Raw genomic sequence first — 12,695 nt, forward strand, 5'->3', positions numbered from 1 at the left:
GGCCTTACACCAGCTCGGCCCGGCGCAACTCGCTCTTCAGGTACGCATAGTAGATCGGCCCCGCGACCACGCCCGGCAAGCCGAACGCCGCCTCGAACACCAGCATCGCCAGCAGCAGTTCCCACGACTTGGCGCGAATCTGCCCGCCCACGATGCGCGCATTGAGAAAGTACTCGACCTTGTGGATCACGATCAGGTAGCCCAGCGCCGCCACCGCCACCCAGATCGACAGCGACAGGCCGACGATGGTGATCAGCGTGTTGGACATCAGGTTGCCGATCACCGGCAGCAGCCCCAGCAGGAAGGTCAGCACGATCAGCGTCTTGGTCAGCGGCAGGTGCACCCCGAACAGCGGCAGCACCACCGCCAGGAATACCCCGGTAAAGGCGGTGTTGAGCAGCGAGATCTTGATCTGCGCGAACACGATGTTGCGAAACGCCTGCACCAGCAGCGACAGGCGCTCGAACAAGGCCGCGGCCAGCGGTTTGCGCTGGGTCAGGTCGGGGATGCGCTGCAAGGCCACGATGGCGCCCAGGATCATGCCGATCAGCAAGGTCACGAACATGTGCGCCGCGCCCTTGCCCACCAGTTGCAGGTCGGCCAGGTGGGTGCGCAACCATTCGCCGATGGCCACCTTGAACTCCGCCGCACTGGCCGGCAGGTAGGCGTCGATGAACGGCGGCAACTGCCCGCGCGCCTGGTCCACCAGCAGCATGAACTTGTCCAGCGACGCGCCGGGATTCTCCGCCTCGTGCAGCAGAAAGCTGATGGCCCCGGCAAACAGCAGGCTCAGCACGCTCACGATCAGCGTGCCCAGCAACGCCACCGCCACCCAGCGCGCACGCTGCCCGGCAATCAGGTGCTGCAGCTTGGGCGTGAGCATGTTGACCAGCTCGAACACCAGCAGGCCGGCCAGCAGGCTGGGCAGCAACTTGAGCGGCAGCGCCAGCAGCAACCCGGTGAACACGATGAGCCAACTCGCCAGGACGATCTGGCGCTGGGTAAATGTCATACAACCTCGGAGGCAGAAAGACCACAAAGACGGCAGTCTGCCAGCCTTCTACGAGCAGGCATAGGGGCACGCGGGGCTCGGCGCGCTGGCGTTGCCAGGGCAATCTTTCTATGATGCCCGCCCTCACGGAATGACCGCGCGCCCATGCGCAATCGCAGGAGCGTGCATGCGCGAAAAAGATATCCTCGAAATACTGGTGCCGATTCTCTGCGTGCTGATTGTCTGGCGCATCACGCCGATCTTCTGGACGTTCTTCATGACCTGGCTCAACCGCGTCAGGTACCTGCGCCGCGCCACCCCGATACGCCAGCTGAACGACGGCGAGCGCGAGGCCCTGGCGTTTCTCGGCGGCCCGGCCTACATGCTGCGCAAGCTGGTCGGCACCACCGACCTGCCCTGGAAGAAACTGGCCCACGTCACCGGCAAGCGCGCCGCGGTGTACCGCCTGCAAGGCCCGCTGGACACCTGGGGCTACTCGCTGCAGCACTTCGGCGAAATACACCACCGCATCCAGGGCATCGCGGTTCACATGCCGCTGGAGGACATCGAGGAAAAGACCGACCCGCACAACGAGGTGGAGGTGATGTTCAGCCGGGGCGTGGCCATCATTCTTAGCGTCAATGGTCGGCCCACACTCATCGAAACCCTGCGCCTGTGGCAGCCTCGCCTGCTGCCGCTGCAGGAACACGCCGACACGGCCAAGGAACCCCATGCGTAAGGTACTGCTGTGCGCGCTCGCGCTGTTGCTCGCAGGCTGTGACAAGGACTTTCTGGTGCTGCACTTCCAGGCGCCGGTGGGCGACCTGTACTACAGCCGGGACGTGCATTACAGCTACCGCGAATCGATCTTCGCGCTGCTGGCCGCGCACCACATCCCCACCGACAGCCTGGTGATGGAGATGGACGAGTACAACGACAAGGTGGTGCACCTGCGCCTGACGGACGACTCACTGAGCCCACAGCAGCTGGACGAGATTCGCGAGGTGTTCGAAGCCATCATCCCGGCACGCAATGCGGTGACCCTGAACATGAAGCTGCGTTTCGACGCCGACCAGGCCCAGGGGCTGACCGGCCAGCGCCAGGGCACCGGCGCGCCGCCGCGTCACTTCGACACCACCGTGCTGATCCCGCAGAACCTGCACATTGCCCTTGGCCAGGGCATCGGTACCCCGCCGCACAGCAACCCCTACCTCAAGGTGCTGCCGCAGGCCGATGACCAGATGCTCTGCACCCTGGAGGCCGGCATGACTCCGACACTGCCGTTCTACATGCTCGCCACCGGGCCAGGCGAGCTCGGCTCGGGCCGTCAGGGCCTGCTGCACGTGCGCAACCGCGACTTCCAGGCCGCCCAGGTGCCAGTGCACCTGCAGTTCGAAGACGCGGCGCTGCGCCGACTGGTCGATAACGGCACCCTGCAGGTGGCGTTCAGCACCCGCAACTGGCTCGACTACCTGAACCCCGACAACATTCACCTGCACTTCGTGATCGGCCCGCCACTGGTATCGGCGCCGATGGCCGAGATGACCCATGCGCGTGCCCGGGAACTGCACGCCGAGTGCAACCAGCGCATGGACGCACTGGGGCGGCCGTTCTCGTTCTTCCTTGGCGAGGGCGTGGACCGGCTGGTGTATGTGGGCCTGCCGGCACGCGACTGAGCCTCAGCGGGGGCTCATTTCTTCTTCAGGCAGGTACTCATGAACGCCTTGCGCTCGTCGCCCTTGAGCGCCTGGGTGGTGGCGTCGGCATTGCAGGTCTTCATCTTCTCCTGCTGGGTCGCGGGCTCGGCCTTTTTCAGGCAGGTGCTCATGAACGCCTTGCGCGCGTCACCCTTGAGCGCCTGGGAGGTGGCGTCGGCATTGCAGGTCTTCATCTTCTCCTGCTGTGCGGTGGCGGCGAACCCCTGCGAACACATCAGGACGCCAAGCAGCAGCAACGGCACACGCAACATTTTCATGGGGCATTCTCCTGGTCGCCACGCCATCCGCGCAGCCTCGACACCAGTGTAGACAAGAATTTTTACAAACCCCTGTCAGCCGCGGCGCGCCTGGCGTCGGTACTGCTCCGGGGTGCACTGGGCCTGGCGCTGGAACATCGCGATAAAAGCCGATGGGCTGCCGTAGCCCAGGTCGAAGGCGATCTGCTGGATGCTCTGCTCGCCCTCCAGGGCCTCGATGGCCCGCAGAAACCGCATACGCTGGCGCCATTCGCCAAAGCTGATACCCAGCTCGCGGATGAACTGGCGGGCCAGGGTGCGCTCGCTCACATGTACGCTGGCCGCCCAGTCGCCCAGCGGACGGTTGTCCCCAGGGTTGCGCTGCAGGGCCTGCAGCACGCTGCGCAGGCCCGGGCCCTGGGCGTACGGCAGGTAGCCGGTGTGCACCGGGGCGCAGTGCAACTGGTCCACCAGCACCTGGGCCAGGCGCTGGTCGGCATCGGTGCGCGGTACCTTGACGTCGCGCCGGGCAAAATCGCCGAGGATGGCCTTGAGGATGTCGCTGATCACCAGGCTGCACGGCTGCGCAGGCAGGCTCTGGCTCAGCTCGCGGGTGATGTACACCGAGCGGTACACCACGGCCTGGGGGTTGTAGCAACCATGCTCGGTGTCCGGCGGCACCCATACCGCGTAGTTGGGCGGCGAGAAGAAGCGCCGGCCGTCGATCTCCAGCTGCATCACCCCGTGGGCGGTGTAGTTGAGCTGGCCCCAGGCGTGACGGTGCGCGGCGCTGTGGGTGTCGGCGCCGAACTCGTCATAGCGGAAGTACACCGGTGCCGGTAGCGCGTCCAGCTGCGGGATGTCGAGGTATTTGCGTGCCATGCTGTCGGTCGAATGCTGTCTGGATCAATGGGCGGGTTGTCTGGATCGCAGTATAAACATCCAGACAGACAGGCGGATAATGACCGCCGTCATCTTCAAAGAGTCCCTGTTGCATGAATTATGCGTTCCCCCTGCTGGCCATTCTGATCTGGGCCGGCAACACCGTGGTCAACAAGCTGGCCGTCGGCGCCATCTTCCCTGCCGAGATCGGCTTCTACCGCTGGGTGCTCGCCGGCCTGCTGCTCAGCCCGTTCCTGCTGCGGGCAGTGCTGCGCAACCGCGCGGCGATCCGCCCGCACCTGGGCAAGATCATCATCCTCGGGGTGCTGGGCATGGCGGTGTACCAGAGCCTGGCGTACTTTGCCGCCGCCATCACCAGCGCCACCAACATGGGCATCATCCTGTCGCTGATGCCGCTGATGTCGCTGGCCCTGGCCATCGCCACCCTGGGCCAGCGCCTGAGCGCCGGCGCGCTGCTGGGTGCACTGGTGTCGTTCGCCGGGGTGCTGGTGGTGGTGTCCGGCGGCGACCCGGCCGCGCTGCTGGCCCACGGCCTGAACCTGGGAGACGCGATGATGCTGATCGCCACCCTGGCCTATGCGGTGTACAGCACCCTGCTGAAAAAGTGGCAACTGCGCCTGCCGCCGCTGCAACTGCTGTACCTGCAGGTGCTGGTGGCGATCGTGGTGCTGTTGCCGCTGTACCTGTTCTCGCCCAAGGCCGGGCTGAGCGTGGACAACATCGGCCTGGTGCTCTACGCCTGCGTGCTGGCCTCGATCGTGGCGCCACTGGTGTGGATGCAGGCGGTGGTGCGCCTGGGGCCCAGCCGCACCACGCTGTTCTTCAACCTGCTGCCGGCGCTGACCGCGGTGATCGCGGCACTGGTGCTCGACGAGCGCCTGGCGCCGTATCACCTGGTGGGCGGCGTGCTGACCCTGGCCGGGGTGATTCTGGCCGAACGCTGGACCACCCCGCTGCGCCGCCTCAAAGCCCCGCCGCCTTCAGACGCGCCGCGTGCTCGGTAAACAGCCGTACCGGGTCGGCGCCCTTGCCCACCGCACCGAGTGACTGGTTGACGATATCCAGGTGATCCAGCGGGTAGTCGTCGCCGATCACCTGGCCCAGGTGCGAGCTGAACCGCCCGACCATGCCGTCGCACTGGCCCGGTTCACGCACGAAGGTGCGCGCGAACAGGCGGCAGAAGCGGTTGCTGCCATCGAAGCGGTTGCGCCCGCTGTCGGTGATGCCCGGCTGCAAGGTGCCCGACCACGAGTAGTAGCGCACCCCGTCGACCTCGGCCGGCCCCTGGCCACCCCAGGTCAGCGGCAGGCCCTGTGGATAACGCTGGTTGAACAGGGCCACGCCCTCGAACGTCAGCGACTGGTGCGAGGCGTGCACGTCGATGGGCAGGCCTGCCCCGCGCCAGCCGGTTTCCAGCCAGCCCATCAGCCGTGCCAGCCCGTGCAGCACCAGTTTGAGAAGGCGCCCGCGGACGGAATCGCCGGGGTAGTGCTTGTCCAGGTAGTCGGCCAGTTCGGAGCCATGGTTGGGGCCCGCGATGGAGGTGACCGAGGCCACCCATTCCGGGCGCCTGGCCGCCGCATAACGGGCGGTCAGCGCACCCTGGCTGTGGCCCAGCAGGTGAACCTTGTCGGCGCCGGTGCGGCGGCGCAGGTCGTCGATGATGCGCAGCAGCTGTTCACCGCGCACCTCGTTGCCGTGGACCGGCGAGACCTGCACCGGGAACACCGTGGCCCCGCCCCGGCGCAGGGCCGCGACAATGCCGAACCAGTACGGGTACAGCACCAGGCGCACGAAGCCGAGCATGCCCGGCACCAGTACCAGTGGATAACGCGTTGCAAGCGCTTGCGACATGGCGGCCCCTCCCGATCCGTGGCAGTGCGCACCACCCTACAGGCACAACAATGGCAACTGCAATCGAACTCCCGGCGTGCGCTGCGGTTCCAACCCTTATCAGGCCATGACGGCCTTCACAAGGGAGCGAGACCATGTACAAGCACGCCCTGGCAGCCCTGCTGGCAAGCGCCACCCTGGTAGGCTGCGGCAGCAACCGCCCTGAAAACCCTGTGGACTACGTGACCTACCGCGAACAGCCGCTGGTCAAGCAGGTGGGCAACGGCATGACCATGCAGCAGGTGATCGCCATCGGCGGCAGCCCTTCCTCCGTCATCGACCTGCCCCACGGCGGCACATGCAACAACTACGTGCTAAACCATGAAGGCAAGCAACAGGCTTACTACGTGCGTTTCGATGCCACCGGGCATGTGGATGCCAAGGGCTTCAAGACGTGCGAGCAACGCCAGAAGGACGAACAGGCCCTTCCCGGCGCGTAAAACTTTTAGCGCGCCAATCAATCACACACTGTGCACCCGACGCGCCGTCAGAGCGTGAAACCCCGTTTTCAGCTTGGAGAACATGATGAGCAACGTTGAACTGACCGATGTACAAACCCTGCGCCACCGCGCCCGCCAGCACGTGGAAGACGGTGCGGTGACCGAAGGCTACACCGCCGACCGCGAAAAGATCCTGCGCCTGCTGAACGAGTCGCTGGCCACCGAGTGGGTGTGCGTACTGCGCTACAAACGCCACTACTTCATGGCCGAGGGGATCAAGGCCAACGTGGCCGCCGAAGAGTTCCTGGAGCACGCCAACCAGGAGATGGAGCACGCCGACAAGCTGGCCGAGCGCATCGTGCAGTTGGGCGGCGAACCGGACTTCAACCCCGACAACCTGAGCAAGAACTCCCACGCGCAGTACGTGGCAGGCAAGACCCTCAAGGAAATGGTGCTCGAAGACCTGGTCGCCGAGCGCATCGCCATCGACAGCTACCGCGAGATCATCCAGTACATCGGTGACAGCGACCCGACCACCCGGCGCATCTTCGAAGACATCCTGGCCCAGGAAGAAGAGCACGCGGACGATATGGCGGATCTGCTCAAAGGGCTGTAAACGTAGCGCCCCCTTCGCCGGCAAGGCCGGCTCCTACAGGAGCCGCCTTACCGGCAAAGCTTTTTCAGCCAGCCTTGACGGTCTTGGGCGCCTTGCCCGAACGCATCTGCTCCAGCAACGGCGTGCACTGGTTCTCGTCCCCGCCGCTGGGCGCCACCAGCGCCAGCAACGCCGCCGCCGGCGCTACCGCCACCCCCAACGCCACCATCCCGGCCCCGCGCAACGCCAGCGGAATTGCCTGCACGCCTGCACTCGGCTTGGCGAACGGCCCGCGCACGTACAACGGCGAGCGCAGCGAGAACAGGCGCAGGCCCTTGGACTCGGGGTTGATCTTCAGGTCCAGTTGCTCGGTGGCGAAGTTGGCCGTGCCATCGATGTAGATGATCGCGTTCTCGGTGTCGAACACGAACAGGCGCGTACTGGCCAGGCCGTCCTTGATGCCGAAGTCCGCCGCCGCGCAGTTGATCTTCACCTCGTTGTCGCCAAACAGCTTGCCCACCACGTAGTTGCCCACGTTGAGCCCGGCGATCTCCATCAGGCCACGGCTGATCGCGCCATCGTTGATCAGCAGCCGCAGGTCGCCATTGGAGGTGCCGAGCAAGGCCGCCACCGAGTTGCCGCGGCCACTGATGTCGGCATCGCCATTGAGCGCACCGAAGCTGGTCTTCATCGGTTCGAAGGTGGGGAACAGCTGCTTGAGCTTGAAGTTGCGCGCACTCAGGCGCGCACGCCCCTGCATCGGCACCGCGCGGCCATCCAGGCGGATCTGCGCATCCAGCTTGCCGCCGGCCACGCCGAAACTCAGCGGCTCCAGGCGCAGCACGCCGTCATCGAGCACGAAGTGCGCGGCCAGGTCCTTGAAGGGCAGTTCTTCGCTGTGCACGATGCGCTTGCCGCTGAAGCTCACGTCGGCGTCCATGGTGCGCCAGCGCTCGGTGCGAAACTCCTCCACCGGCAGCACCTTGCCGGCCGGCTGCTTGCTCGCGCCACCACGGGCTTTCTGTTCGGCGTTGGAGTCGGCGCCGATCAGCGGGCCAAGGTCCTTGAACAGCAGTTGGTTGGACACCAGCTTGCCGGTGAGCTTTGGCCGCGGCTGGCTGGCGACGAAAGCCAGGTCGCCATGGATATCGCTGTCGCCGATCTTGCCGTTGAAGCCCTCGTAGCGGAACACCGCCCCGCCCGGCTCGTGCAGCTTGGCGATCAGGTGGCCGTCGGTGGAATAGGCCGGCGAGTCGGGCAGGGTCACGCCGGTCAGCGGGTACAGATTGCCCAGGCTTGCGCCCGACAGGCGCAGGCGCAGGTCGAGCGCGCCAAGGTTGCGCGGGTCGGTCAGGGTGCCGGCCACTGCGACGCGCGTGTCGGCGATGCGCACGTCAGCCTGCAGCGGAAACGGCTGCGTGGCATCCTGCAGTGCCAGCAGCCCGCCGATCTTGCCGCTGCCATTCAACGGCTGGCCCTTGTAGCGGCCGTCGACCTTGAAGCCGAAGGCGTAGTCCTGGGGCGCCGAGCCCTGGCTCGCCGCCTTGTCGGCGCTGGCCTTGCCGACGATGTCGGTGAACGGGATGGGCTTGCCCAGCGGGTCGACCTGCACCTTCACCACGGTCTTGAGGGTCTGGTCGTCGAAGGCCACCTCGCCCTTGTCGAAGCCGATGGCGCCGATATCCAGCACCCATTTGGACGGCTCGGCGTTCTCGTCCTTGGGCCCGAAATCGAATATCCAGTTGGCGCGGCCATCGGCCAGGCGCTTGAGGCTGGCCACCGGCAGGGTCAGGTCGATGCGCGGGATCACGATGCGCTGGGCCAGCAGCGGCAGCGGCGAGAGGCGAAACTCCACGCGCTGCAGGCCGACCATCTGCGGCGCCTTGAGCCACTCGGGGTTGCCCAGGGTCAGGTCCTGGGCGATGAAGCGCGGCCATGGCACCCAGGCGCGCCAGCCGCCCTCGTCGCGATCGCGCTGCCAGCGCACGGCCAGGTCGCCATTGATCGCAAAGGGTCGGTGCAAGGCCTCGGAGACCTTTTCGTTGAGGGTGGGCTTGATGCGGTTCCAGTCGAAGGTGGCGATGACGATGATCAGGACCGCCAGCAACAACAGCACAGTGGCGAAGGTCCAGGTGAGAATTTTGGCAGGGCGCGTCATTGCACGAATCTCCTGATGACAGCATGGCGAACAGCCATGCCCGTTGAGGGCACTTAACACTTCCGACTATCAATGCCGTCGATTGTTACCATTATCTTTATGAACTTCTTTATCTGACCCCCAAGCGTAGCATTGGCGCCGTACCCACTTACCAGCCCTCCCAAGGAGCGCCAGATCATGAAACGCCCATTGCTGCTCAGTTTTGCCCTAAGCCTGCTGGCTGCCAACGCCTTCGCCGTACCCGCCACCGAACAGAACCTCTCGGCCGAAGCCCGCGACAGCGCCAGCGTCATTGCACAGCCCCTCAAGACCCTGGCCGAAGGCGGTTCTGACCGCCTGATCGAGCGCAGCAACCGCGTTGCCGAAGGTGGTTCCGACCGCCTTGTCGAACGCAGCACTCGCATCGCCGAAGGCGGCTCGGACCGTCTGATCGAACGCAACAGCCGCGCGAGCTGAGCCCATGCGCCAGTGCCCGCGCCCACAGCCCGGTCCATCGACCGGGCTTTGTTTTTTGCGGCCCAGGCCCTAGAGTGCAGGGCTGTATGACTGTGAACCGATACTCGCCATGCTGCCGCGCGCCGAACAAAAGCTACGGACCCGACAGGCCCTGCTGGATGCCGCCCGCCACCTGATGGAGAGCGGCCGAGGCTTCGGCAGCATCAGCCTGCGCGAGGTAGCCAAGACCGCCGGCATCGTGCCCACCGGCTTCTACCGCCACTTCTGCGACCTGGACCAGCTGGGGCTGGCACTGGTCAACGAGGTGGACGAAACCTTCCGCCAGACCATCCGCCTGGTGCGCCACAACGAATTCGAACTGGGCGGCATCACCGATGCTTCGGTGCGCATCTTTCTCGATGTGGTGGCGGCCAACCGGGCGCAGTTCCTGTTCCTGGCCCGCGAGCAGTACGGTGGCTCGCAGCCGGTGCGCCAGGCCATCGCCAAGCTGCGCGAAGGGATCAGCTCGGACCTGGCGGCGGACCTCAAACGCATGCCGCGCTGGCGGCATCTGGACGACGCGGCACTGGGGGTGATGGCCGACCTGGTGGTCAAGACCGTGTTCGCCACCCTGCCCGAGCTGATCGACTCGCCGGCCGAGCCGGTACCGGGGCAGTTGAGCGCGCAGGCGAAGATCACCCAGCAGTTGCGCTTCATCTTTGTCGGGGCCAAGTACTGGCAAGGGCTCGGCGATCTGCGCTGAGCCCTTGGCTTGCCAGCGAAGGGGTGCTCAAGCCGAACCGCAATTCCTGCTACCATGCGCCACAAACGCCCACCGCGACGACGCCTCTCCATGCCCGACCTTCGTACCGCCCAGCCTGAACTCCCTGCCCTGCTCGACAGCGTCCAGCAGCACTTCGCCCAGCGCATCGTGCCGCTGTGGCAAGGCCCGGGCTGGAACGCGGACATGGCCCTGCCATTCGAAGCCCTCGACCCGCAGCACCGGCCCCTGCCGGTACAGCGCTACCGTGCCATGGCCTGCGCGCGCCAGCTGTACCTGTTCAGCAGCCGCATCGAGCAGCCTGGCGCCGCGGAACGTGCCGCCGCCCTGCTGCGCACCCTGCAACGCCACTTTCACGACGCCGAGCACGGCGGCTGGTTCTACAGCATCGACGCCCAGGGCAACCCGCTGGACCGCACCAAGGACCTCTACACCCACGCCTTCATCGTGTTCGCCTGCGCGCATTACTGGGGCAAGGTGAACGAAGCAATGGCCGAGTCGACCTTGAATGCAGCCCTTGAAGTGGTGCTGGAGCGCTTTGCCACCGAGCACGGCCTGTACGAGGCGAGCCTGGCCGAAGACTGGTCGACGCTGGGCAGCGGGCCGTTGCAGAATCCGCTGATGCACCTGGCCGAAGCCTTCCTCGCCACCCTGTCGGTGCGTCACGACGCGGTGGTACAGGACGCGCTGGTGAACCTCACCGAGGCCATGCAGGCGCACTTCATCGACCCGGCACATGGGGTGATGCTGGAGAAACCGCGCGGGGCTGTGGATAACTGGTTCGAACCCGGGCACCAGTTCGAGTGGTTCTATCTGCTCGAATCCTCACCGCTGCTGCGCGGCGGCGCGCTGCATGGCTCGTTGAGCCGCGCATTCGGCTATGCCGAGCAACAGGGGGTAAAGAACGGTGCGGTGCTGGCGATGCTCAATGTCGACGGCAGCGTGCGTGACGCCACCCAGCGCATCTGGGCCCAGGCCGAATACCTGCGTGCGTTGGCGCTGCGGCCCGACAGCGCGGGCAAGGTGCTGGCGCAACTGCAGGCATTGCAGCAGAACTTTCTGCATGACGGCGGCTGGCACGAATGCCGCGACGCCAGTGGCGCGGTGAGCCGGCACGATATGCCGTCGACCACGCCGTACCACCTGGCCACCTGCCTGGAAGGGTTGCAGCGCGCTGTCTGACGTCTTCGCCGGCAAGGCCGGCTCCTGCAGAGTGCCGATCCGTACCGGCCAGATACCTGCCAAACCCAACCAGACTGGCGCCGACCTGTTATTTCTACCAGTATCCTTGCTCATTCCTGCCGGCTAGCATCAACACTCACCTAACACGGAGGGTTGAGACATGTTGAAAAAATCAGTCACGGACAAGCTGGTGGAGTGGGAGAAAAGCGCCCGCGATGGCGATGGCCAACATTCGAAGGCCTTCAGTGATGGCAGGGCGGAGCTCTTCAGTATCGTGAAGGCCGGCCTGGATGGTGGCTCGGATCGGGATAAGGCCTTCGTCGCAGGCATTGACCAGATCATCAACAGCCTGGGCAACACCAAGACGCTGGAAGCCCTGGAATAACGCCCTTGGCGCCCTGATTGGCAAGCCAGCTCCCAGGCTAATTGATTGTTTCAAACACACTGGGAGCTGGCCTGTCCGGGAAGGCGCTTCAGCCCTTCGAACGATCGATCGAGAACCCCGCCCACGCCTGGCTCACCGGCATCAGCTCGAGGCTGTTGATGTTGATGTGCGCCGGCTGGTTGAGAATCCAGAAGATGGTCTCGGCAATGTCCTGCGGCTGGATCGGCTCGGCACCGGCATAGGTGGCGTCGTAGCGCGCCTTGTCACCCCCGAAGCGCACCAGCGAGAACTCGCTCTCGCACAGCCCCGGCTCGATGTTGCTGACCCGCACGCCCGTGCCCTGCAGGTCGCAGCGCAGGCTCAGCGAGAACTGCCCGACGAACGCCTTGGTACCGCCATACACATGGCTGCCCGGGTACGGATAGTTGCCCGCCACCGACCCGACGTTGAGGATCGTCGCGCCACGCCCGTGGGCGATCAGGCGCGGCAGCAGCAGGCGGGTGCTGTACATCAGGCCCTTGATGTTGGTGTCGACCATGGTCTCCCAGTCGTCCAGGTCGCACTTGGGCGCCGGGTCGGCCCCCAGGGCCAGGCCGGCGTTGTTGATCAGCCCGCGCAGCTTGGCAAAGGTCGGCGGCAAGCCTTCGATGGCCGCTTCCATGGCCTTGCGGTCACGCACATCGAGTACCAGGCCATGCACTTCGGTCTGCTTGGACAGCTCCGCACACAGCGCCTCCAGGCGCTCCTGGCGCCGACCGGTCAGCACCAGCGACCAGCCCGCCTCGGCGAAGCGACGTGCGCAGGCTTCGCCAAAACCGGAGGTGGCGCCCGTGATGAATACGGTGGAAGTCATGGAAAATCTCCTCGGGAAAACGTGCCCACGGGCAACTGATCGACAGGGCGTGCAGCATGCCCCGCCACCGCGCTGCGCAGCAAGCCGAAAATCAACTGTACAAAAAACAATCAAAACCCTGAAAG

The 12,695-nt window shown here is 65.5% G+C and carries 14 protein-coding genes and 1 pseudogene; 9 read left to right on the forward strand and 6 right to left on the reverse strand.

Features of this window, described 5'->3' with window-relative positions; genetic code table 11:
• Nucleotides 1-4: 4 nt before the first annotated feature.
• The gene (locus V9K84_RS19280) at nucleotides 5-1,012 is read right to left on the reverse strand and encodes a hypothetical protein (protein ID WP_054916161.1); all 1,008 of its coding nucleotides are present in this window, start codon (nucleotides 1,010-1,012) and stop codon (nucleotides 5-7) included.
• Between the two features lie 166 nt (nucleotides 1,013-1,178).
• Here V9K84_RS19280 and V9K84_RS19285 point away from each other — a divergent pair, with 166 nt between their 5' ends.
• Nucleotides 1,179-1,730 carry a hypothetical protein gene (locus V9K84_RS19285; RefSeq protein WP_043863499.1) on the forward strand — a complete coding sequence of 184 codons (552 nt, stop codon included), beginning with the start codon at nucleotides 1,179-1,181 and terminating at the stop codon, nucleotides 1,728-1,730.
• Nucleotides 1,723-2,667, forward strand: coding sequence for a hypothetical protein (locus V9K84_RS19290; RefSeq protein WP_088514150.1), 945 nt, complete (start codon nucleotides 1,723-1,725; stop codon nucleotides 2,665-2,667). Before V9K84_RS19285 ends, V9K84_RS19290 begins: the two co-directional genes overlap by 8 nt.
• Before the next feature lie 14 nt (nucleotides 2,668-2,681).
• Here the strand turns inward: V9K84_RS19290 and V9K84_RS19295 are convergent, their stop codons facing one another.
• Nucleotides 2,682-2,966, reverse strand: a complete 285-nt coding sequence (locus V9K84_RS19295) for a PsiF family protein (RefSeq protein WP_043863501.1) — start codon at nucleotides 2,964-2,966, stop codon at nucleotides 2,682-2,684.
• A 75-nt stretch (nucleotides 2,967-3,041) separates the two neighbouring features.
• Nucleotides 3,042-3,827, reverse strand: a complete 786-nt coding sequence (locus V9K84_RS19300) for a helix-turn-helix transcriptional regulator (protein WP_088514149.1) — start codon at nucleotides 3,825-3,827, stop codon at nucleotides 3,042-3,044.
• Between the two features lie 113 nt (nucleotides 3,828-3,940).
• Here V9K84_RS19300 and V9K84_RS19305 point away from each other — a divergent pair, with 113 nt between their 5' ends.
• Entirely contained in the window at nucleotides 3,941-4,852 is a 912-nt protein-coding gene (locus V9K84_RS19305; RefSeq protein WP_088514148.1) for a DMT family transporter, read from the forward strand.
• On the opposite strand, the gene V9K84_RS19310 is transcribed toward V9K84_RS19305, so the two are convergent.
• Nucleotides 4,812-5,702: a triacylglycerol lipase gene (locus V9K84_RS19310; protein WP_043863504.1), complete on the reverse strand. Its 891-nt coding sequence runs from the start codon at nucleotides 5,700-5,702 to the stop codon at nucleotides 4,812-4,814. The genes V9K84_RS19305 and V9K84_RS19310 overlap by 41 nt on opposite strands.
• Before the next feature lie 134 nt (nucleotides 5,703-5,836).
• On the opposite strand from V9K84_RS19310, the gene osmE reads away from it, so the two are divergent.
• Together osmE and V9K84_RS19320 are read left to right on the forward strand one after the other, a co-directional pair.
• Nucleotides 5,837-6,181, forward strand: coding sequence for an osmotically-inducible lipoprotein OsmE (gene osmE, locus V9K84_RS19315; protein ID WP_043863505.1), 345 nt, complete (start codon nucleotides 5,837-5,839; stop codon nucleotides 6,179-6,181).
• Nucleotides 6,182-6,266: 85 nt separating this feature from the next.
• Entirely contained in the window at nucleotides 6,267-6,797 is a 531-nt protein-coding gene (locus tag V9K84_RS19320; RefSeq protein ID WP_043863506.1) for a ferritin-like domain-containing protein, read from the forward strand.
• Between the two features lie 64 nt (nucleotides 6,798-6,861).
• Here V9K84_RS19320 and V9K84_RS19325 read toward each other — a convergent pair whose 3' ends face one another.
• Nucleotides 6,862-8,934 (reverse strand): AsmA family protein, encoded by a 2,073-nt coding sequence (locus V9K84_RS19325; RefSeq protein ID WP_088514147.1) that lies wholly within the window; start codon nucleotides 8,932-8,934, stop codon nucleotides 6,862-6,864.
• Nucleotides 8,935-9,111: 177 nt separating this feature from the next.
• On the opposite strand from V9K84_RS19325, the pseudogene V9K84_RS19330 reads away from it, so the two are divergent.
• The 4 genes and pseudogenes from V9K84_RS19330 to V9K84_RS19345 all read left to right on the forward strand — a co-directional run.
• Nucleotides 9,112-9,375: pseudogene (locus V9K84_RS19330) on the forward strand (phage infection protein); the annotation flags it as partial.
• A 124-nt stretch (nucleotides 9,376-9,499) separates the two neighbouring features.
• Complete coding sequence (locus V9K84_RS19335) at nucleotides 9,500-10,132, forward strand: TetR family transcriptional regulator (RefSeq protein WP_088514146.1); 633 nt, start codon at nucleotides 9,500-9,502, stop codon at nucleotides 10,130-10,132.
• A gap of 90 nt (nucleotides 10,133-10,222) precedes the next feature.
• Nucleotides 10,223-11,332 carry an AGE family epimerase/isomerase gene (locus V9K84_RS19340; protein ID WP_088514145.1) on the forward strand — a complete coding sequence of 370 codons (1,110 nt, stop codon included), beginning with the start codon at nucleotides 10,223-10,225 and terminating at the stop codon, nucleotides 11,330-11,332.
• A 160-nt stretch (nucleotides 11,333-11,492) separates the two neighbouring features.
• On the forward strand, nucleotides 11,493-11,717 hold the full coding sequence (locus tag V9K84_RS19345) for a hypothetical protein (RefSeq protein WP_088514144.1): 225 nt from the start codon (nucleotides 11,493-11,495) through the stop codon (nucleotides 11,715-11,717).
• Between the two features lie 88 nt (nucleotides 11,718-11,805).
• On the opposite strand, the gene V9K84_RS19350 is transcribed toward V9K84_RS19345, so the two are convergent.
• Nucleotides 11,806-12,570, reverse strand: coding sequence for an SDR family oxidoreductase (locus V9K84_RS19350; RefSeq protein ID WP_088514143.1), 765 nt, complete (start codon nucleotides 12,568-12,570; stop codon nucleotides 11,806-11,808).
• Nucleotides 12,571-12,695 lie beyond the last annotated feature (125 nt).

Origin of the sequence: Pseudomonas sp. AE27, assembly GCF_037113495.1 — a bacterium.
In the GTDB taxonomy this organism is placed as follows: domain Bacteria; phylum Pseudomonadota; class Gammaproteobacteria; order Pseudomonadales; family Pseudomonadaceae; genus Aquipseudomonas; species Aquipseudomonas palmensis.

Bases quoted from the DNA above. Each gene is read 5' to 3' on its own strand.
- V9K84_RS19290 (WP_088514150.1), top strand. From the start codon at position 1,723: ATGCGTAAGGTACTGCTGTGCGCGCTCGCGCTGTTGCTCGCAGGCTGT.
- V9K84_RS19345 (WP_088514144.1), top strand. From the start codon at position 11,493: ATGTTGAAAAAATCAGTCACGGACAAGCTGGTGGAGTGGGAGAAAAGC.
- V9K84_RS19335 (WP_088514146.1), top strand. From the start codon at position 9,500: ATGCTGCCGCGCGCCGAACAAAAGCTACGGACCCGACAGGCCCTGCTG.
- V9K84_RS19340 (WP_088514145.1), top strand. From the start codon at position 10,223: ATGCCCGACCTTCGTACCGCCCAGCCTGAACTCCCTGCCCTGCTCGAC.
- V9K84_RS19320 (WP_043863506.1), top strand. From the start codon at position 6,267: ATGAGCAACGTTGAACTGACCGATGTACAAACCCTGCGCCACCGCGCC.
- V9K84_RS19280 (WP_054916161.1), bottom strand. From the start codon at position 1,012: ATGACATTTACCCAGCGCCAGATCGTCCTGGCGAGTTGGCTCATCGTG.
- V9K84_RS19310 (WP_043863504.1), bottom strand. From the start codon at position 5,702: ATGTCGCAAGCGCTTGCAACGCGTTATCCACTGGTACTGGTGCCGGGC.
- V9K84_RS19350 (WP_088514143.1), bottom strand. From the start codon at position 12,570: ATGACTTCCACCGTATTCATCACGGGCGCCACCTCCGGTTTTGGCGAA.
- osmE (WP_043863505.1), top strand. From the start codon at position 5,837: ATGTACAAGCACGCCCTGGCAGCCCTGCTGGCAAGCGCCACCCTGGTA.
- V9K84_RS19325 (WP_088514147.1), bottom strand. From the start codon at position 8,934: ATGACGCGCCCTGCCAAAATTCTCACCTGGACCTTCGCCACTGTGCTG.
- V9K84_RS19305 (WP_088514148.1), top strand. From the start codon at position 3,941: ATGAATTATGCGTTCCCCCTGCTGGCCATTCTGATCTGGGCCGGCAAC.
- V9K84_RS19300 (WP_088514149.1), bottom strand. From the start codon at position 3,827: ATGGCACGCAAATACCTCGACATCCCGCAGCTGGACGCGCTACCGGCA.
- V9K84_RS19295 (WP_043863501.1), bottom strand. From the start codon at position 2,966: ATGAAAATGTTGCGTGTGCCGTTGCTGCTGCTTGGCGTCCTGATGTGT.
- V9K84_RS19285 (WP_043863499.1), top strand. From the start codon at position 1,179: ATGCGCGAAAAAGATATCCTCGAAATACTGGTGCCGATTCTCTGCGTG.